Origin of the sequence: Streptomyces sp. Tu 2975 (assembly GCF_009832925.1) — a bacterium.
Taxonomy (GTDB): Bacteria; Actinomycetota; Actinomycetes; order Streptomycetales; family Streptomycetaceae; genus Streptomyces.
Genome location: NZ_CP047140.1, coordinates 7,465,923 through 7,482,809, shown reverse-complemented (window position 1 = coordinate 7,482,809; position 16,887 = coordinate 7,465,923). Strand labels below are relative to the sequence as shown.

The 16,887-nt window shown below is 71.7% G+C and carries 18 protein-coding genes; 7 read left to right on the top strand and 11 right to left on the bottom strand.

From position 1 onward, the window contains the following. Position 1: 1 nt before the first annotated feature. Positions 2-400 carry an STAS domain-containing protein gene (locus GLX30_RS33560; protein ID WP_159694663.1) on the bottom strand — a complete coding sequence of 133 codons (399 nt, stop codon included), beginning with the start codon at positions 398-400 and terminating at the stop codon, positions 2-4. Between the two features lie 338 nt (positions 401-738). On the opposite strand from GLX30_RS33560, the gene GLX30_RS33555 reads away from it, so the two are divergent. The 3 genes from GLX30_RS33555 (at position 739) to GLX30_RS33545 (ending at position 3,407) form a co-directional block, all read left to right on the top strand. Beyond that, positions 739-1,434, top strand: coding sequence for a nucleotidyltransferase family protein (locus GLX30_RS33555; RefSeq protein WP_159694662.1), 696 nt, complete (start codon positions 739-741; stop codon positions 1,432-1,434). Positions 1,435-1,670: 236 nt separating this feature from the next. Beyond that, complete coding sequence (locus GLX30_RS33550) at positions 1,671-2,423, top strand: metallophosphoesterase (RefSeq protein WP_159694661.1); 753 nt, start codon at positions 1,671-1,673, stop codon at positions 2,421-2,423. Positions 2,424-2,588: 165 nt separating this feature from the next. Next, on the top strand, positions 2,589-3,407 hold the full coding sequence (locus tag GLX30_RS33545; protein ID WP_159694660.1) for a SigB/SigF/SigG family RNA polymerase sigma factor: 819 nt from the start codon (positions 2,589-2,591) through the stop codon (positions 3,405-3,407). Here the strand turns inward: GLX30_RS33545 and GLX30_RS33540 are convergent. Further along, entirely contained in the window at positions 3,388-4,554 is a 1,167-nt protein-coding gene (locus GLX30_RS33540) for a PAS domain-containing protein (protein WP_159694659.1), read from the bottom strand. The genes GLX30_RS33545 and GLX30_RS33540 overlap by 20 nt on opposite strands. A gap of 118 nt (positions 4,555-4,672) precedes the next feature. Here GLX30_RS33540 and GLX30_RS33535 point away from each other — a divergent pair, with 118 nt between their 5' ends. Together GLX30_RS33535 and GLX30_RS33530 are read left to right on the top strand one after the other, a co-directional pair. Beyond that, positions 4,673-5,347 carry a GAF and ANTAR domain-containing protein gene (locus tag GLX30_RS33535; protein ID WP_159694658.1) on the top strand — a complete coding sequence of 225 codons (675 nt, stop codon included), beginning with the start codon at positions 4,673-4,675 and terminating at the stop codon, positions 5,345-5,347. Between the two features lie 70 nt (positions 5,348-5,417). Further along, a complete protein-coding gene (locus GLX30_RS33530; protein WP_159694657.1) occupies positions 5,418-6,668 on the top strand; it encodes a cytochrome P450 in 1,251 nt (416 codons plus the stop codon). Positions 6,669-6,689: 21 nt separating this feature from the next. Here GLX30_RS33530 and GLX30_RS33525 read toward each other — a convergent pair whose 3' ends face one another. The 6 genes from GLX30_RS33525 to GLX30_RS33500 all read right to left on the bottom strand — a co-directional run bounded on the left by GLX30_RS33525 (position 6,690) and on the right by GLX30_RS33500 (position 11,854). Beyond that, entirely contained in the window at positions 6,690-8,180 is a 1,491-nt protein-coding gene (locus GLX30_RS33525) for an MFS transporter (protein ID WP_159694656.1), read from the bottom strand. A 34-nt stretch (positions 8,181-8,214) separates the two neighbouring features. After that, positions 8,215-9,417: an aromatic acid exporter family protein gene (locus GLX30_RS33520; RefSeq protein WP_159695394.1), complete on the bottom strand. Its 1,203-nt coding sequence runs from the start codon at positions 9,415-9,417 to the stop codon at positions 8,215-8,217. Positions 9,418-9,514: 97 nt separating this feature from the next. Next, positions 9,515-9,766: a DUF5133 domain-containing protein gene (locus GLX30_RS33515; RefSeq protein WP_159694655.1), complete on the bottom strand. Its 252-nt coding sequence runs from the start codon at positions 9,764-9,766 to the stop codon at positions 9,515-9,517. A gap of 188 nt (positions 9,767-9,954) precedes the next feature. After that, positions 9,955-10,968, bottom strand: a complete 1,014-nt coding sequence (locus GLX30_RS33510) for an iron-containing redox enzyme family protein (RefSeq protein WP_159694654.1) — start codon at positions 10,966-10,968, stop codon at positions 9,955-9,957. Between the two features lie 3 nt (positions 10,969-10,971). Further along, positions 10,972-11,118 (bottom strand): CDGSH iron-sulfur domain-containing protein, encoded by a 147-nt coding sequence (locus GLX30_RS33505; protein WP_244258379.1) that lies wholly within the window; start codon positions 11,116-11,118, stop codon positions 10,972-10,974. Between the two features lie 52 nt (positions 11,119-11,170). After that, on the bottom strand, positions 11,171-11,854 hold the full coding sequence (locus tag GLX30_RS33500) for a HemK2/MTQ2 family protein methyltransferase (RefSeq protein ID WP_159694653.1): 684 nt from the start codon (positions 11,852-11,854) through the stop codon (positions 11,171-11,173). A gap of 176 nt (positions 11,855-12,030) precedes the next feature. Here GLX30_RS33500 and GLX30_RS33495 point away from each other — a divergent pair, with 176 nt between their 5' ends. Beyond that, complete coding sequence (locus tag GLX30_RS33495; RefSeq protein ID WP_159694652.1) at positions 12,031-13,068, top strand: NAD-dependent epimerase/dehydratase family protein; 1,038 nt, start codon at positions 12,031-12,033, stop codon at positions 13,066-13,068. A 103-nt stretch (positions 13,069-13,171) separates the two neighbouring features. Here the strand turns inward: GLX30_RS33495 and GLX30_RS33490 are convergent, their stop codons facing one another. From GLX30_RS33490 to GLX30_RS33480, 3 genes are all read right to left on the bottom strand, one after another. Next, entirely contained in the window at positions 13,172-13,852 is a 681-nt protein-coding gene (locus tag GLX30_RS33490; protein ID WP_159694651.1) for an HAD family hydrolase, read from the bottom strand. A gap of 22 nt (positions 13,853-13,874) precedes the next feature. After that, complete coding sequence (locus tag GLX30_RS33485) at positions 13,875-14,696, bottom strand: VOC family protein (protein WP_159695392.1); 822 nt, start codon at positions 14,694-14,696, stop codon at positions 13,875-13,877. Positions 14,697-15,034: 338 nt separating this feature from the next. Then, positions 15,035-15,739 carry a type 1 glutamine amidotransferase domain-containing protein gene (locus GLX30_RS33480; protein WP_159694650.1) on the bottom strand — a complete coding sequence of 235 codons (705 nt, stop codon included), beginning with the start codon at positions 15,737-15,739 and terminating at the stop codon, positions 15,035-15,037. Positions 15,740-15,858: 119 nt separating this feature from the next. Between GLX30_RS33480 and GLX30_RS33475 the strand changes: the two genes are divergently transcribed. Next, entirely contained in the window at positions 15,859-16,764 is a 906-nt protein-coding gene (locus GLX30_RS33475) for a LysR family transcriptional regulator (RefSeq protein WP_159694649.1), read from the top strand. Positions 16,765-16,887: the final 123 nt, after the last annotated feature.

Sequence of the window (16,887 nt, the reverse complement as noted above, 5' to 3'; positions counted from 1 at the left end):
GTCAGGTCGACGGCTCGTCCGCCAGCGCCTCTTCCACGCCGGCGTGCACCCGGAACACCGCATACGCCCCCGTGATCTCGAACATGCGCGCCACAGGGGGCCGCATGCCCGCGATTTCCACCCGGGCGTCCGTCTCCTGGGCGGTCAGCCGCCCGTGCAGCAGGACGTTCAGTCCGGTGGAGTCGCAGAAGTCCAGGCCGGCGCAGTCGACGAGGACCCGCTCGGCGCCCTTGTTCAGATGCTCTTCGATGGCCTCCCGCAGGGGATCGGCCGTGTCGTGGTCGAGCTCGCCGCTCAGGGAGAGGACGACGGTGGCGCCCCGCCGTGCGGCGGCAACGCCGAACCGCTCTCCTCCGGCGGCGGATTCCTCCCCCGGCGGCCTGGTGGCTCGCGAGACCATGGGCTCCAGCCTCCTCGACACTCGTACCGGCTTCCGACTATTGCCGCGTTGCTGGGCAGCGGCCACCCGCGACCGTGCGGGTACCCCGCCGTGGACGGCGCCACACCGCCGTCCTTCCGCTTCGGGAAGGCCGCCTCCCGAAGGCCGGCACGGGACCGGGGACGGAGCCGGGAGCGGGGGACGGGCCCGGACCTGTCCGCCGGAGGTCCCGGGCGGTCCACGACCGTCGGGGACGGATCAATTGCCGTCGACGGGGTACCTGTCGTGTCCTCACGACGTCTGCGAACAGCAGGAAAAGCCAACGCCCTCCGAGACGGACCCAGGACGGAGAACTGGTGATGAACCACCCCCAGGACACGGCCCCGCCGGGAACTCTTCCGCGAGCCTCCGTGCCCGGCGGAGCCCTCGACGCGGTCGCCGCCGTCCAACCGGCCGCGACCGCCCCGGACGAACTGCCCCAGGACCACACCCAGGCGATCCTTGAGGCCACCAAGCAGGTGGGCGCACTGCTCAAGGCGTCGGGGTACCCCTTTGCCCTGGTGGGCAGCGTGGCGGCGTACGCCCACGGAGTGACCGTCCGGCTTCAGCACGACTCCGACTTCTGCCTCCGCAGGCAGGACGCCGAAGGCGTCGTACGGACCCTCGTCGAAGGCGGGATCCAGGTCGTCTCCCCGCCGGAGGACTGGCTGGTGAAGGCCAGAGCGGGCGGCGAGCAGATCGATCTGATCTTCGAACTGGCCCACCGCCCCGTCACCAAGGAGATGCTCGACCGGGCAGAGATCCTGCCGGTCGACTCCGTGCACATGCCGGTGCTCGCCCCGTCCGACCTGCTGGAGAGCCGGCTCACGGCGCTGTCGGAGCACCACTGCGACTTCGGCGCGCTGCTGCCGATCGCCCGGGCGCTGCGCGAGCGGGTCGACTGGGACCGGCTGCGCCGTGAACACTCCTCCTCGCCGATGCCGGACGCGTTCCTGTATCTGCTGGAGCGTCTGGACGTCATCCCGCCGCGGGAGGTGTCCCATGAAGGAACCTGAGGCTTCCGAGTACCGGATCGCGCGTCTGCGTGAGCGTCTCGCGGACGAGGAGATCTCGGAACTGGGCGTACAGATCGACATGCGCGGCGGGCACGTGCACCTCTGGGGCGCCGTGTCCACGGCCGCGTGCAGGAGCGAGATCCTGCGCATCGCAGAGACCGAACTCGGCGGGCTGCCGGTGCGGGCCGACCTCACGGTCGCCGGCGCCACGGCCCCGAAGGGCCCGAGGAGCTCGAGTGATCCGTGTTGCTGCCGTGGGAGACATCCATCTTGCGCCCGACAGCCGAGGGCTGCTGCGCCCCGCCTGGGAGACGCTCGGCGAATGCGCCGACATGCTGCTGCTGGCGGGCGACCTGACCCGCCACGGCACCGTCGAGGAGGCGAAGGTGGTGGCCGACGAGATCAAGGGGCTGCCCGTACCGGTCGTCGCCGTACTGGGCAACCACGACTACCACAGCGACCTTCAGGACGAGGTGACGGGCCTGCTGGAGCGCGCCGGCGCGACCGTCCTCGAGGGCGAGGGCACGGTGCTCGACGTCGGCGGCACGAAGGTCGGCATCGCCGGTACGAAGGGCTTCGGCGGCGGCTTCGCGGGCCGCAGCGCGGGCGAGTTCGGCGAGCCGGAGATGAGGTCCTTCGTCCGCTACAGCCGCCGGTGCGCGGCCGATCTGGCACGCGCCCTGCTCGACCTGCGGGAGCAGGGCTGCGAGGTCCTCGTCGCCCTCACGCACTTCTCCCCCGTCCCCGACACGCTCGCCGGAGAGCCGCCGGAGATCTATCCGTTCCTCGGCACATATCTCCTCGCGGAAGCGGTCGACGAGGCGGAGGCGGACCTGGCGGTGCACGGCCATGCCCACATGGGCACCGAGCACGGGATGACCGCCGGCGGCGTCAAGGTGCGCAATGTCGCGCAGCCGGTCATCGGCCACGCCTTCGCCGTGTACCACCTCCCCGTCGACGCGCGGATCGACGTACCGGCCGTGGGCTGAGGATGTTTTGGCCGCACACGCCCGGGCAGGTGCGTGGTGTGCTTCGGACAGGAGGCACGCCCCGTGGGAGCGGATGCTCCGGGCGTCTCAGGCCCCTGTCCGTGTTCCCCGGGTGACTCGATTTTCCGGCATAGCAGCCCCCACATCCCAGGGAGTCGCGACATCATGCCCACGTTCGCTCACACCAAGCACTCTCACTCCGACGCCCCCGACACAGCCGACGCCTTCCGCAGGCTGGCGGAGCTCGACGACGGACCTGAGCGGCAGGAAGTGCGCCAGGAGATCGTGTCCGCCTGGCTGCCGATGGCCGAACGGATCGCCGGCAGGTTCCGCAACCGCGGCGAGTCCATCGAGGACCTTCAGCAGGTCGCCGCGCTCGGCCTGGTCAAGGCGGTCGACCGGTACGACCCGTCACGCGGCGCGTTCGAGAGCTTCGCGGTGCCCACCGTCGTGGGCGAGGTGAAGCGGCACTTCCGCGATCACATGTGGGCCCTGCACGTGCCGCGCCGCGTCCAGGACCTGCGTAACCGGGTCCGGTTCGCCCGCCAGGACCTCGTGCAGACCGTCTCGGGGCGCGCCCCGACGGTCGCGGAGATCGCCGAACGCGCCGGTGTGTCCGAGGAGGACGCCCTGGTCGGTCTGGAGGCGCTGGAGAGCTTCACGGCGCTGTCCCTGGACGCGGAGCTCCCGGGCGCCGACGACGGCTACTCGCTCAGCGACACACTGGGATCGTCCGACCCCGCCATCGACGTCCTCGTGGACCGCGAAGCGGTGAAGCCGGGACTGCGCAAGCTGCCCGAGCGCGAGCAGAACATCCTGTACATGCGGTTCTTCCGCGACATGACCCAGAGCAGCATCGCGCAGACGCTGGGCATCTCCCAGATGCACGTGTCCCGGCTGATCAGCCGGAGCTGCGACCAGCTGCGCAACGAGGTCATGCGGGACGAGGCCGTGCACGAGGACGTCATGCGGCGCGCCGCATAGCCAGGGCGACGTGCCTCGAGACGACGTCGACGGCGCGGGCGTGCGCCATCGAGAAGGCGGGCGTGCCTCCACTGCCGAACAGTGAGAGCACCCCGAGAACCCGGCCCCCTCCCTCACCGCGCTCCTGGACGGGCACGCACAGCAGGGACGTCACGTCGGCCTGGACGAGGACGGAGTCCCCTTCGGCGTCGCGGCCGAAGCAGTCGAGGTCCTCCGGACGCACCTGCAGCAGCGAGGAGCCTTCGCCGGCGCAGTCGACGACGATCGGGCAGCCTGCCGGGTCCTGGGCCGCTATCCGTGCCGCCAGCGCGGCAGCCTCCTCGCCGGCCGGACCGCGGACCGCGATACGGCGCAGACCGGCCCCGGACACGAGGTCGGCGACGGCCCAGTCCGCGCCATGGGTGGCGAGGACCTCGGCGGCCGCGCCGAGCGCCGCCTCCGGTTCGCCGACGGGGGCGCGCAGCAGGGCGGTGGTCATCCCGTCCAGAAGGTCCATCTGGGCCGCGTGCGCGGCTGCTTCGGCGAGGTCGGGGGCGGTGGCGCGGCGCAGCCTGGTGCCGGGGCGGCCGGCCGGGCCGGCGTCCCGCCGGTCGGGGGCCATGTCGGACTGCAGGACCATCAGGACGGCGGGGTGCGGCTCGTTCGGTGGGCGCAGGGCGGTGAGTGTCGCCCGCAGCGTCTCCTCCGGACGATGCTGGAGATGTACGCGCAGACTGCGCGGCCCCTCTCCCCTGGCGACCGCGGCCGCCTGCGAGCGCAGGGCGCCGCGGTCGCCGGGGCGCAGCAGCCCGGACAGCGGCCGGCCGGCGGCGAAGCCGGCCCGTACGCCGGTGAGGTCCGTGGCGGCCAGGTTCATCCGGCGGACGACCGTGTCACCCCCCATGAGGGCCACGGGCAGCGGCAGCCGCTGGAAGAGGGCCCGGAGCAGCTGCAGCTCGGTACGGTCCGCCGACGCGCGGGCCGGGCGCTGTGCGGCCAGGCGTTCGTACTTGGGCCACAGGGTCTCCGAGACGTGCTGGAGTTCGAACAGGGCCGCGTCCAGAAGGGTCTGCTGCTCGTCCGGCGGGAGCCCCCGCGCGGCTCTCAGCTCAGCCACCCGGCGGACGAAATCCTCGAGGTCGTCGCCGAACTCATCGCTCTGCGCCATGGGAGAAAGTTATCCGACCGCACGGCGGCGCAACGCGACGACCAGGAGTTCAGCACGAGGCACCGGGGGTTTGTGGTGCGAAGGGGCGGGCAGCCGCACCCGCGAAGGAGGACACGTCATGCTGCCCCCGACGGACCTGACCGTGGGACCCGCAGCCGCTCGCGGCCTTTCGGACTTCACGGAAGCGGCGATGCGCTGCGTGGAGCCCTGCTGCGGCGCCGCGACAACGGTCACCGACGGCTCGGCCGAGCGCCGTGCCGCCGCCACCCACCCCGATCTGACGACGCTGATCTCCGTCGAGCTCGATTCGGGCGAAGGTCCCACCTCGAGCGCCCTGGACACGGGCGAGCCCGTAGCGGCCCTCGATCTGCTGGACGAGGAGCGCTGGCCGGACTACCGCGCCGCGGCCCTCGAGTCGGGCATCCGCTCCAGCGTCACGATGCCGTTCCGGCGCAGCGAGGTGGAGGTGACCCTGAGTCTCTACAGCTTCCGTCCCGGGGCGTTCACCCATCTGGCACATCATCCGGTGGTCGTGCTGGGCGAGCAGTTCGCCCAGGGACTGGTGCGCGACCACTTCTACCGGGCGGCTCTCGCCCAGGTGAACCAGCTCGAGGCGGCGCTGGACTCACGCGCCGTCATAGACCAGGCCAGCGGCATCCTGATGCACGCGCTGGGCTGCGACCCGGGCGAGGCCTTCGACGTCCTGCGTCGCTTCTCGCAGCGCACGAACCGCAAGCTGAGCGCGGTGGCGGAGGAGGTCGTGCGCAGCAGGGGCCGCAGTCTGCGGGTGTAGCAGTGCCCACTGTGACCGCATCAGGGCGAATCAGGGCATTTCACCGGATCGGCGGGGAACGCTTCCCCGCATGGAACTACGCGAGATCCTTCGTCCCGACGCCACCCTGCCCGCGCTCCTCGAGGGGTACGCCTGGCTGCCCGACCTGGTGCGGCGCAATGGCGGCGCACCCGTGCGGACCCGGCTCCTGGGCCGCCCGGCGATCGCCCTGCACGGCCTCGACGCAGTGCCCTTCTTCTACGACGAGCGGAACATCGCACGCCGTTCGGCGCTGCCCGGGCCCGTCCTGGACACGCTCTTCGGCCGGGGAGCGGTGCACACGCTGGACGGCCCTGCCCACCGGGCGCGCAAGGCACTGTTCGTCTCCCTCCTCAAGGACGCGACGGGGGTGGACACCCTTGCCGGTCAGGCCGTGAAGGAGTGGGACGCCGCCGCCGCCGAATGGGCACACCGGCCGAGGATCGAACTGTTCACGGAGACGAGCGTGCTGATCACCCGCGCCGTCTGCGACTGGGCCGGGGTGCCCCGCGGGGAGGACGACGGCCGGGCCACGGCGCGCGACCTGGTGGCGATGGTCGACGGCTTCGCCACCACGGGTCCGCGGCACTGGCGCGCACGAAAGGCCCGTACCCGCCAGGAGGAACGGCTGCGCGCCCTGATCGAGGAGATCCGCCGGGGCGGGCCGGAGGACTCCGGCTCGGCGCTGCACGCCGTGGCGCTGCACCGCGACGACGACGACGAGTTGCTGGACCCGCGCACCGCCGCGGTCGAAGTGCTCAACATCATCCGGCCGACCGCGGCGGTGGCCTGGTTCATGGCGTTCGCCGCCCATGCCCTGCACCGATGGCCGCGGCAGCGGGAGCTGCTGCGGGAGGGCGGCCCCGCATACGCGGAGGCCTTCGCCCATGAGGTCCGCCGCTTCTACCCGTTCGCGCCGTTCCTCGGCGGGGTGGCGGTGCGGGATCTCGAGTGGCGGGGCGAGCGGATCGCCGAGGGCACACTCGTGCTGCTCGACGTCTACGGCCACCATCACGATCCGGCGCTCTGGCCCCACCCGTACGTCTTCGAGCCCGCGCGGTTCGCCGACGGCGCGCCGGTCGGTGCGGACCTGCTCATTCCGCAGGGCGGCGGCGACACGGCGATGGGCCACCGGTGCCCCGGCGAGGACATCACCGTGGCGCTGCTGAAGGCCTTGGTGCCACAGCTGGCGCGGCTGGAGCACGGTGTTCCGCCGCAGGACCTGTCGATCCCGCTGCGCCGGATCCCCACCCGCCCGGTCGACGGTTTCCTCCTGGCGCCCCCGCCACCGGTCGTCGGGTGAGACGCGCCCCGGGTGCGCCGCTCAAGCGGCCGGTGCACCCGGGCCGTCGTCGTCTTTCGCGGCCGCGACGGACAGGGGTGTGGCGATGTCCTCGAGCGACTTGCGTTCGGCGGCGACGGCGAAGAACACCGCCACCAGGCCCGCGGCGACCATCAGGCCGGCTCCCACGCAGAACGCGAGCACCGCGTCCGCGACGACGCCGCTCTCCGTCAGTTCGGCGAAGAGCAGGGGGCCCGAGATGCCGCCGGCAGCGGTGCCGATGGCGTAGAAGAAGGCGATGGCCATGGCCCGGGTCTCCATGGGGAAGATCTCGCTGACGGTCAGATAGGCGGAGCTCGCGCCGGCGGAGGCGAAGAACAGCACCACGCACCAGCACAGAGTCATCGTCGTGGCGTTCAGGACACCGGCGCCGAACAGCCAGGCCGTCCCGAACAGCAGCAGTCCCGAGAGGATGTACGTGCCGGCGATCATCGGGCGGCGGCCGACGGTGTCGAAGAGGCGGCCGAGCAGCAGCGGTCCGAGGAAGTTGCCGAAGGCGATGACGGCGAAGAAGTAGCCGGTGCTGCCGCTGGAGACGTCGAAGAACCTCACCAGGATCGATCCGAAGCCGAAGGTGATCGCGTTGTAGAGAAACGCCTGCCCGATGAAGAGGGCGAAGCCGAGGGTGGCACGTTTGGGATAGGCGCGGAACAGGGTCCGGGCGATCTCCACGAATCCGACGCTGCGCCGCTGGTGGATGGTGATCGCAGTCTCCGGTTCGGGCAGCCGTTCCCCCTTCTCCTGCTCGATCTCACGTTCCACGTCGCCGACGAGTTGCTCCGCCTTCTCCGACCGGCCGTGGATGAACATCCACCGCGGGCTCTCCGGGACATGACGGCGTACGAGCAGGATGACGAGGCCGAGAACGACGCCGAGCGCGAAGGTGAGCCGCCAGCCGACGTTGATCGCGAAGATGTCGGTGTCGAGCGCCACGACGGACAGGAGGGCGCCGCCCATGGCGCCGAGCCAGTAGCTGCCGTTGATGATCAGATCCACCCGGCCCCGGTACTTGCTGGGGATCAGCTCGTCGATGGCCGAGTTGATGGCCGCGTACTCGCCGCCGATGCCGAAACCGGTGAGGAAGCGGAAGAGGAAGAACCACCAGACGGAGAAGGAGACGGCGGTCAGCGCCGTCGCGGCGAGGTAGACGGCAAGCGTGACGAGGAACAGCTTCTTGCGCCCGTAGCGGTCGGTGAGCCAGCCGAAGAACAGCGCGCCCGAGCAGGCGCCCGCCACATAGAGCGCGGCGGCCATGCCGGTCACCTGGGCATCGGTGATAGGCAGCCCGCTGCCTTCTTCGGAGAGTCTGCTGGCGATGTTGCCGACGACGGTGACCTCGAGGCCGTCGAGGATCCACACGGTGCCGAGACCGATGACGATCATCCAGTGCCAGCGCGACCAGGGGAGCCGGTCGAGCCGGGCGGGGACCTTGGTGGTGACGGTTCCTGTCTCTGCGTCCGAGATGGAACTCATAGGGGTGGCTGCCTCCTGTCGTGGCCTTCGGTGTTCACGGGATCCGGCGGCGCGGGGTTCTGCCCCACAGCCAGTCGCGGAGGGCCGACAACCTCGGGCGCTTCTCACGCCGTTCCCGGGTGTGGCGGTCGAGCTCCTCCATGAGACGCCGCGACCGGTGGTCCATGTCCAGCTCGTCGAGGATGCGGTCGATCTCGGTGAGCAGCGCGCCGTGCAGCTGCCAGTGGCGAGGCTGTCGCTGGACGCCCTTGAGCATCAGATCAGCGGCGTTGTCGCGGCTGGTACGGGCGGCGGCGAGCTCTCCGGTGAGCCGCTCCTCCGCGGCGTCTGCGCTTTCGCTGGTCTGGGTGGTGACGAGGACGGCGAAGCTCACCAGCGTGTCGGCGACGTGCGCGAGGAGTTCCTCGAGCGCGAGGCCGACCTCCTGGGAGAACAACTCCTCCTCCCGTCGCTCCTTGGCGAGGTCGGTGATCGTGCGGGCCAGCACCCGTAGCACGACGGCGCAGATCTCCAGGGTGTCGAGGCCGGTACGGAGCACGATGCGGTGCAACAGGCCTTCCTTGACCCGGGGATTGAAGCGGAGGCTGTCCTCGGCCTGGCGCAGCGCCGCGTCCACGTCGGCGATGTCGTTGTCGAGTCTGCGGGCCTCGTGGAGCCGGGCCGCCGCCCGCTCGACCGGAGTGGGGCTCGTGAGCTCCTCACCGATCCGCAGGAGCAGCCGTCGCATGCGCCGCCCCAGGTCCTCGATCGACTCCCCGGCGGCCTCGACCCAGACCGGCGGTACGAAGAGCACGTTGAAGAGAAGCCCCACGACGGCGCCGATGAGCGTCTCGAGGACCCGGTCCCACGCGGCGCTGCCCACCTGCGTCACGCCGAGCACGAGCATGGCGCTGATCGCGACCTCGGGGACGAACTCGTCGACCCGCACGAATCTGCCGACGACGAGCGAGGCCAGGATGATCAGCCCGAGGCTCCACCAGGACAGACCGACGAGCGCGCTGAAGCCGATGGCGATGAGGACGCCGACGACCACGGAGTTCACCCGGCGCACACCGGTGGTGAGCGTGGAGTAGAGAGTGACCTGGACGACGAGCAGCGCGGTCAGGGGCGCGGTGAGCGGGGCGACCGGACTGTCGAGCACCTGCACGGCGACCACGTACGAGATGGTCGCCGCCGCGGTCGATCGCACCGTCTGAACGACGGCCGGTTCCTTGCTCCGGCTGACGATGCCGGCCATCGGCGCTCGCAGCCCCCTGCGAGCCTCAGCCTCAGACACCTTCGTCCTCCCCGCTCCCTCGCCCGGACCCCTGCGTGCCGGTTCGTCCGGGATCCCCTCAGCGCCCGCCGGACGCCGCGCCTTCGCCGACGACCGGTGCGGCCGACCGGATCCGGCGGCCCACGTAGGTCTCGGCCGCCAGCAGCGCGTCGCGGGCCGTGCGCTCGCACATGAGCACACACAGTGTGTAGGCGGTGTCCTCGAACCGTCTCCGCGCGGAGTCGTCGTGGGGAGCGGCGAGGACATAATGTTCCTGCGCCCGGTAGCGGGCAATCAGCCTGGTGATCACACTCGTGTCGGGCATCAGCATCGTGGTCTCCCGGTTTATGCGGCCCCCTGACACGGCGGAGCGAGGTCCGTCCGGTGCCTCATTGTGAACCGGAGCGGTTCTGTCCGCCACACAGCTGGCTACTGTAGGTAGTCGCTGGTATGGAGGGGCCACGGCACGCCGGAATCGACCGTTCCCAGCCGCGGCGCCCTCTTCCCTGTTTCCCGGCTTCACAGAGGTGTGCGCAGGCTCGTGGAGCCGTCCCGCCAGGCGGCCATGAGCCGGTCGCCGAGGCGGTCCTCCAGCCAGGTCGTGGCCGCGATCCCGAAGGCCACGTCGGGCGCGAGAGCGGGTTCGTCGGCGAGCAGTCCACCGATGACGTCACGCCGCACGATCTGTTCGTGCACGGCGTCGGCGGTGACGTGCTCCGCGTAGAAGTGCTCGGCCGCGGGCCCCGCACCGGTACGGCGCATCGCCTCGGCGAGCCGGCGCGAACCGGGTGAGGACGTCACCTCGACGGTGGCGAAGTGCCCCACCAGAGCGCCCCGGTGGGCGCGGTGCAGGCCGAGGAGCGACATCAGGTTGACGTTCGCCAGCATCTCCGCGGGGGCGGCGTCGAGGTACCGGCCGTAGGCGGGGTCGAGGCCGAGATCGGCCATCAGGTCGGCGAAGAGCCGGGCGTGCACCCGCTCGGCGCGTCCGCCGCCGAACTCGTCGAACTCGACCGCCACGAAGGCGGCTTTGGCCCTGCCGTGCAGCCGTGGGATCACCCAGGCGTGGGGGTCGGCCTCCTTGAGGTGGTACAGGGAGCGCATGGCGGCGTACTCGCGCAGGTGCCAGAGCTGTCCCTCGTCCTTGAGGAAGTACGACACCCCCGTGCCCTCCACCGGTTCGACGAGCAGCTCGTCCATGGCGTCGTGCACGTCCGGGTGGCCTGCGGTCCGGTCGCGCAGCTCCTGAAGGAAGCGCCGCTCCATCGCCGCGCGCAGGCCGAGCAGCCCCGGGTCCCATTCCCAGGCCGGGTCGACCCCGGAGAAGCCCCGGTAGTGCAGCTCGTAGCTGATGTACAGGGCGAGTTGCAGGTCGTCACCGAAGGGGTCGGCGCTCCTCGCGGAGCCCGGGTCCGGCAGCTGTGCGCCGGCCGGGTGACGCAGGGCGTTCAGCACGCCGTGCGACAGATCGCCCCGTGCGCCCGGCAGTTCGCCCTCCAGGGCCGCTTGCGTGGCCGTGGCGAGGTCCGTCATCGTTCACCTCCTGCCCCGTCGGCGGTGACTGGTGTCGCACCACGGGTACGTCCGGCTGCGCCGGCAGGTGCACAGCGCGACGGCGAACCGGTCGGACCGCACCGTGGTCCCGTCGTCGAGGACGACCTCGACGGGACCCTCCACCAGCATCGGCCCCTCCCGGGTCACCGTCAGGCGGCAGGGCTCCGGGGACGTTCGGTCCTCATGCTCGATCGGCACGGATGATCACCAGCTCTTCCTTGTCCTCGCCGGGGGCGATCAGCCCCCGCCGCTCGAGCCACTTCCTGCGCGAACGCAGGACGGGCCCGAAGGGAACGAGACGACGCTCGACGACGGCGGCGTCCAGGCCGGCGCCCTGCAGCCGCTCGAGGGTCGCCCCCACTCCGCTGAGCGCCGAGTGCACCATCAGCAGGGCGCCCGACGGGTTCAGCAGCTCCGCGGCACCGTCGCAGATCCGGTCCAGGACCGCCCTGCCGTCGTGGCCGGCGTCCCAGGCCACGGCCGCGCCGCGGTGCGGCGGGAGGGCGTGCGGTGCGGGCACGTAGGGCGGGTTGCACACGATCAGGTCGAAACGCCGGTCCATGGCCGGATCCAGCAGGTCACCGTGCAGGACGCGCACCCGACGGCGGGCGAGCACGGCATTGAGGCGGGTGGCGGCGACGGCACGCCACGAGCTGTCCACCGCCGTCACACGGGCGCCGCGCCGGGCGGCCGTGAGGGCCAGCGCTCCGGTGCCTGTGCCCACGTCGAGTACCTCGGCACCCGGCCTCAGCGGTTCACGCTCGAGCGCGTCCGCGAGCAGAAACGTGTCGCTCTGCGGGGCGTACACACCCGGGGCGAGCACCAGCGTGGACCCACCCCGGTCCACTCCCAGCAGACTGGTCATTCCGACTCCCTCGGCAGACTGTGCCGGCGTCCTACGGCCCGGCGGTTTCCAGATCCCGTTGCCCAGCTTCTTGATCCCGTGTGCCCAGCACCGCGCGTTTCATCCGTTTCGGTCCGCGCCCGCCGGGGACCCGGGCAGCAGCCGGCCGGTGTTCCGGGAACCCCACGGAGTGGCTGATGAGCGTGAAGACAGGACTGCGGGTGGTGGTCACCGGGGCCACCGGAAACGTGGGCACGAGCGTGGTGCGGGCGCTCTCGGAGGACTCGCGGATCGCGTCGGTCCTCGGCCTCGCCCGGCGCGTCCCCGACCTGGACATCTCGCGGACGTCCTGGGCGGCCGTCGACCTGGCCCGCGAGGACGTCGGCGAACTGCTCGTGCGGCATCTGGAGGGCGCCGACGCCGTGATCCATCTGGCGTGGCGCTTCCAGCCGACTCACTCCCCCGCCACGACCTGGCACACCAACGTCCTCGGGTCGCTGCGGCTCTTCGACGCCGTCGCCGCGGCGCAGGTACCGGCGCTCGTCCATGCCTCGTCGGTCGGCGCCTACGCGCCGGGGCCGAAGACCGGTCCCGGCGTCGGCGAGTCGTGGCCGACGCACGGCTGGCCGGAGGCGGCCTACTGTCGCGAGAAGTCCTATCTGGAGCGGGCGCTCGACGCCTTCGAACTGCGGCACGGCGGGGTCCGCGTGGTACGCGTGCGGCCCGCGTTCATGTTCAAGGAGTCCTCCGCCAGCGAGCAGCGCCGGATCTTCGCCGGCAAGTTCCTGCCGGGACCGCTGATCAGGCCGGGGTTGCTTCCCTTCGTGCCCGACATCGAGGGCCTGCGCTTCCAGGCGCTGCACACCGACGACGCCGCGCACGCCTTCCTCCTGGCGGTCCTCCTCGATGCGCACGGGGCCTTCAACCTCGCCGCAGAGCCGGTCGTCGACGCGCAGACCCTCGGTGAGCTGCTGAAGGCCCGAGTGGTGCGGGTACCGCGGCAGGCGGCCCACGCCGTGGTGACGGCCGCATGGGGGCTGCGCGCCGTTCCTGCGTCGCCGCAGCTGTTCGACGCGCTGCTGCGGATGCCGGTGATGAGCACGGCCCGGGCCGGCGAAGAGCTGGACTGGCAGCCACGGCACACCGCCACGGCGGCCCTGGAGGAGTTCCTGCGCGGCGTCCGCAAGGGCTCCGGCGACCGGACCGCACCGCTGGTGGGGCACCGGGCGCACTGAGCGCGGCCCTCGTTCGCTCTCGGTCGCCGGTCCGGCCCGCGCACGAAGCAACCGGCACGCGAAGGCCGCGCCGAACAAGAACCCGGCGCACGGAGCGGCCCGGCTAACGGGAGGACCGCTCCAGCAGTTCGGCGAACGGGCCGGTGCCGATCCGGGCCAGCAGATCCGCCGGATCGTCGAAGACGGCTGCCGCTCCGGCGGCCTCCAGGGCGGTACGCGGGATCCCGCCGCACAGCAGCGCCACGCAGCGCACCCCCGCCCGGGACGCGGCCTGCATGTCCCATACCGTGTCGCCGACGAACACGGCGCGGTCAGCCGTCACGCCGGCCAGTTCCAGCGCGTGTTCGACCGGGTCGGGAGCGGGCTTGCCCTCCGCCACGTCCTCGGCGCCCGCGATCGCGGAAATGGCGTCGTCCGCGTCGACGGCCCGCCGGAGCGCGGCGAGCTCCGACCCGCCGGCCGAGCTCGCGAGCACCACGGTCCAACCGTCGCCCGCCAGGGCACGCAGCAGGTCTCCTGCCTGGTCGAACGCCGGGAGCCGGTCGGAGTACGTCCCGTAGAGGGCCTTGTGGGCGGCTTTGATCGCCTCGTCCTGCGCGGGGTCGCGGTCGTCGCCGAGCACATGCTCCACCAGGTCCTGGCCGGCCAGCCCGACGGAGCGGTGGATGTCGTCCATGGCCACGTGGTGCCCTGCCTGCCGGAAGGCCTCCCACCAGCAGACGACATGGAGATGGTTGGTGTCGGCCAGCGTCCCGTCGACGTCGAACACAGCGGCGCGGTCCATGTGTGCAGGTCCTTCCCAGGTGCTACAGCGGTACGGCGCTGTCCGTGGCGGTCACGTTGAAGATGGCGCCGTCCGGGTCCCGCAGGGTGACCTCGGCGCCGTGCGGGGTCGTGCGCTCGGCAAGGACCGTGCCGCCGTGCCGTTCGGCCGTCCGCACGGTCTCGTCGAGGTTCTTCACCGCGAAGTGCACATGCCAGCGGGGGTGCAGCAGGGGGTTCGTCGCGGTGCCGTCCGCCCCGGAGGTGAGTCTGGCGAGCACCCGCCCCTCGCGGTGCAGCACGACCGCGCCTTCCAGGTAGCTGACCTCGCAGCAGCCGGCCCGGTCGGACGCCCAGTCGAACACCTCGCCGTAGAAGATCGCCGACTCGAAGGCGTCCTTGGCCAGCAGCCGGATCCACGCGGGCGCCTTGTCACGCCAGGCGGGCCAGTCCCGCATGAGTTCGCCCTCCCAGAGGCCGAAGACGGCGCCGTCGCGGTCCGCCGCGAGCACGCCGCGCCCCATGGACAGCGCCAGCGGCCCCACCGCCACGGTGCCGCTGCGTTCCCGGATACGACTCGCGGTCCGGTCGGCGTCCTCCACGGCGAAGTACGGGGTCCAGGCGACGGCGACGGTCAGCGCGGGTGCCAGCGCGCCGATCCCGGCGACCGGCGAACCGTCGACCACGGCGACTCTGAACTGGTCGCCCAGTCTGCCCTTGCGGAACTTCCAGCCGAGCACGGCCCCGTAGAAGTCCTGAGCTGCCTGCAGGTCGCGGGCCATGAGGCTGACCCAGCAGGGAGCGCCGAACACCGCGGCGGACGCGGCAGCGGCGGCGGTCACGGTCGGGGTCGAGTTCTCGTTCATCACCATGTCCGGCGGTCGGGGGCGGTTCACGCGGGCCGGTTCCATGGTGCTCCCCCGGGCGGCGACCGGCGAATGCGGTCGTCACGTTCCGTGCGCGAAGAGGAGCCTTGAGTCACCCGGTCCGGCTGTGCTTCCGTGACTCGAGTGCCCTGGTGGCGGCCATCATTAACGCCTGCGCGGCGGCCGTGTTCGCAGCCGTCGGGAGCGCTCCTCTGGCCGGGCGTGGCGTGTGCGCCTCCGCCGCCGCCCGGACCGGTGTTCCTCGCAATACGGACGCGGCAGGGCCCGGCCGGACTTCCCCTTTCCCGACCGGGCCCTGCCGCATGAACGGGAACGGGTCAGCGGCCTGCCAGCACCTCGACCACCCGCTGCGCCGTGTCGGTGCTCGACTGCGGGTTCTGACCGGTGACGAGGTTGCCGTCGACGACGACCCGGCTGGTCCACGCCTCGCCCGGCCGGACCACGGCGCCGAGCTCGCGCAGGCGCGACTCGACGAGGTACGGCGACTTGTCGCCGAGGCCGCCCTGCTGCTCCTCCTCGTCGCTGAACGTCGTCAGCTCACGCCCGGAGAAGGCGAAGGACTCGTCCTCGCCGACGGCGCTGAGGAGTGCCGCCGGGCCGTGGCAGAGCGCCGCGACGATCTTGCCCTGGGCGTCGGCGTCGGTCAGCAGCCGGCCGAGGTCGGCGCTGACGGCGAGGTCGGCCATCGGGCCGTGGCCGCCAGGGATGTACACCGCGTCGTAGTCACCGGCCGACACCGTGGAGAGATCGGCGGGCCGGGCCAGTTCGGCGTCGATGGCGTCCAGGTAGGCGCGGAACCTCCTGGCGTCCGCCTCCTCCACGCCGCCGCGCTCGTCCAGGCTGATGGGGTCCACGGTCGGCCGGACGCCGCCCGGGGTCGCGATGACCACGTCGTGGCCCGCCTTCCGGAGCACCTCGTGAGAGGCGGCCACTTCCTCGGCCCAGTAGCCGGTGGGGTGGCTGGTGCCGTCGGACAGCTTGAGGCTGTCGGCGCCGGAAACGACCATGAGGATCTTCGACATGGAGCAGTCCTTACGTGGCTCGAGTGTCTTGCGGTTCGACAGGGACAACTCCAGCTTTGACCCCGGATCATCCGCGGGCATCATGAGCGTCATAACTTCTCTTATGGAACGAGGGTTGCGTGCCCGGACTCGATCTGCTGTCCACCTTCGTGGAGATCTACCGTTGCGGGTCGATCTCCGCCGCGGCCGAGCGCCTCGGGCTCACCCAGCCGGCCGTGAGCGGGCAGCTGGCCAGGCTCGAGGAGCAACTGGGGGAGCAGTTGTTCGTCCGCTCCCGCAAGGGCGTCACGCCCACCGCGCACGCCGCCGATCTCGCCGCCCGTGTCGGCACGCACCTCGACGAGCTACGGGCGGCGCTGGAACCGTCGCGCGCCGGGGCGGCGCATGTCGGGACCGTGCGGATCGCCGGCCCCGGCGAGCTGATGGCCATGCGCGTCCTGCCCACGCTCGCGCCGCTGACGACCCGGGGGCTGCGGATCCATGTGACGCTGGGGCTCGCCAGGGACCTGCTGGCCGCCCTCGCGGAGGGACACGTGGAGCTGGTGGTGTCCGCCATCAGACCGACGCAGCAGGACATCGTGACCACGCCGCTCATCGACGAGGAGTTCGTCCTCGTCGGCGCGCCGTCGCTGGCCCGCAGTGTCGACAGCGCGCGGCTGGCCGGCGATCCGGTGGACGCCCTCGCCCATCTCCCGCTGGTCGGTTACGCGGACGACCTGCCCATCGTCCGCCGCTACTGGCTGAGCGAGTTCGACCGCCGGCCGCCGAACCACATCTCCGTGATCGTCCCGGATCTGCGCGCCGTTCTGGCCGCCGTGATCGCGGGCGCGGGGGTGAGCGCCCTCCCCCGCTACCTCGCCGAGCCGGCCCTCTCCGCGGGCTCCGTCGAACTGCTCCACGAGCCCGCCGCCCCGCCGCTCAACACGCTCTACCTGGCGACCAGGGCCGGGGCCCTCGTCCACCCTCCCCTGGCGCTCGTCCACGACCACCTCCGCACCCGCGCCCACTCGTGGGGAGCGCTCTGACCGGCCGCAACGCCTGGGAAGAGTGGGGCAGTTGGGACGGACCACCATGGCCGAAAGCCGACGTACCTGAGCCGCCGGCCCCGCCATCCACCTGTACCACCGTGCGGCGCCTCCCTAGCATGT

Bases quoted from the DNA above. Each gene is read 5' to 3' on its own strand.
- GLX30_RS33500 (WP_159694653.1), bottom strand. From the start codon at position 11,854: ATGACCAGTCTGCTGGGAGTGGACCGGGGTGGGTCCACGCTGGTGCTC.
- GLX30_RS33510 (WP_159694654.1), bottom strand. From the start codon at position 10,968: ATGACGGACCTCGCCACGGCCACGCAAGCGGCCCTGGAGGGCGAACTG.
- GLX30_RS33530 (WP_159694657.1), top strand. From the start codon at position 5,418: ATGGAACTACGCGAGATCCTTCGTCCCGACGCCACCCTGCCCGCGCTC.
- GLX30_RS33490 (WP_159694651.1), bottom strand. From the start codon at position 13,852: ATGGACCGCGCCGCTGTGTTCGACGTCGACGGGACGCTGGCCGACACC.
- GLX30_RS33520 (WP_159695394.1), bottom strand. From the start codon at position 9,417: ATGGCCGGCATCGTCAGCCGGAGCAAGGAACCGGCCGTCGTTCAGACG.
- GLX30_RS33505 (WP_244258379.1), bottom strand. From the start codon at position 11,118: ATGCTGGTGGAGGGTCCCGTCGAGGTCGTCCTCGACGACGGGACCACG.
- GLX30_RS33485 (WP_159695392.1), bottom strand. From the start codon at position 14,696: ATGAACGAGAACTCGACCCCGACCGTGACCGCCGCCGCTGCCGCGTCC.
- GLX30_RS33535 (WP_159694658.1), top strand. From the start codon at position 4,673: ATGCTGCCCCCGACGGACCTGACCGTGGGACCCGCAGCCGCTCGCGGC.
- GLX30_RS33480 (WP_159694650.1), bottom strand. From the start codon at position 15,739: ATGTCGAAGATCCTCATGGTCGTTTCCGGCGCCGACAGCCTCAAGCTG.
- GLX30_RS33515 (WP_159694655.1), bottom strand. From the start codon at position 9,766: ATGCTGATGCCCGACACGAGTGTGATCACCAGGCTGATTGCCCGCTAC.
- GLX30_RS33525 (WP_159694656.1), bottom strand. From the start codon at position 8,180: ATGAGTTCCATCTCGGACGCAGAGACAGGAACCGTCACCACCAAGGTC.
- GLX30_RS33545 (WP_159694660.1), top strand. From the start codon at position 2,589: ATGCCCACGTTCGCTCACACCAAGCACTCTCACTCCGACGCCCCCGAC.
- GLX30_RS33555 (WP_159694662.1), top strand. From the start codon at position 739: ATGAACCACCCCCAGGACACGGCCCCGCCGGGAACTCTTCCGCGAGCC.
- GLX30_RS33540 (WP_159694659.1), bottom strand. From the start codon at position 4,554: ATGGCGCAGAGCGATGAGTTCGGCGACGACCTCGAGGATTTCGTCCGC.
- GLX30_RS33560 (WP_159694663.1), bottom strand. From the start codon at position 400: ATGGTCTCGCGAGCCACCAGGCCGCCGGGGGAGGAATCCGCCGCCGGA.
- GLX30_RS33495 (WP_159694652.1), top strand. From the start codon at position 12,031: ATGAGCGTGAAGACAGGACTGCGGGTGGTGGTCACCGGGGCCACCGGA.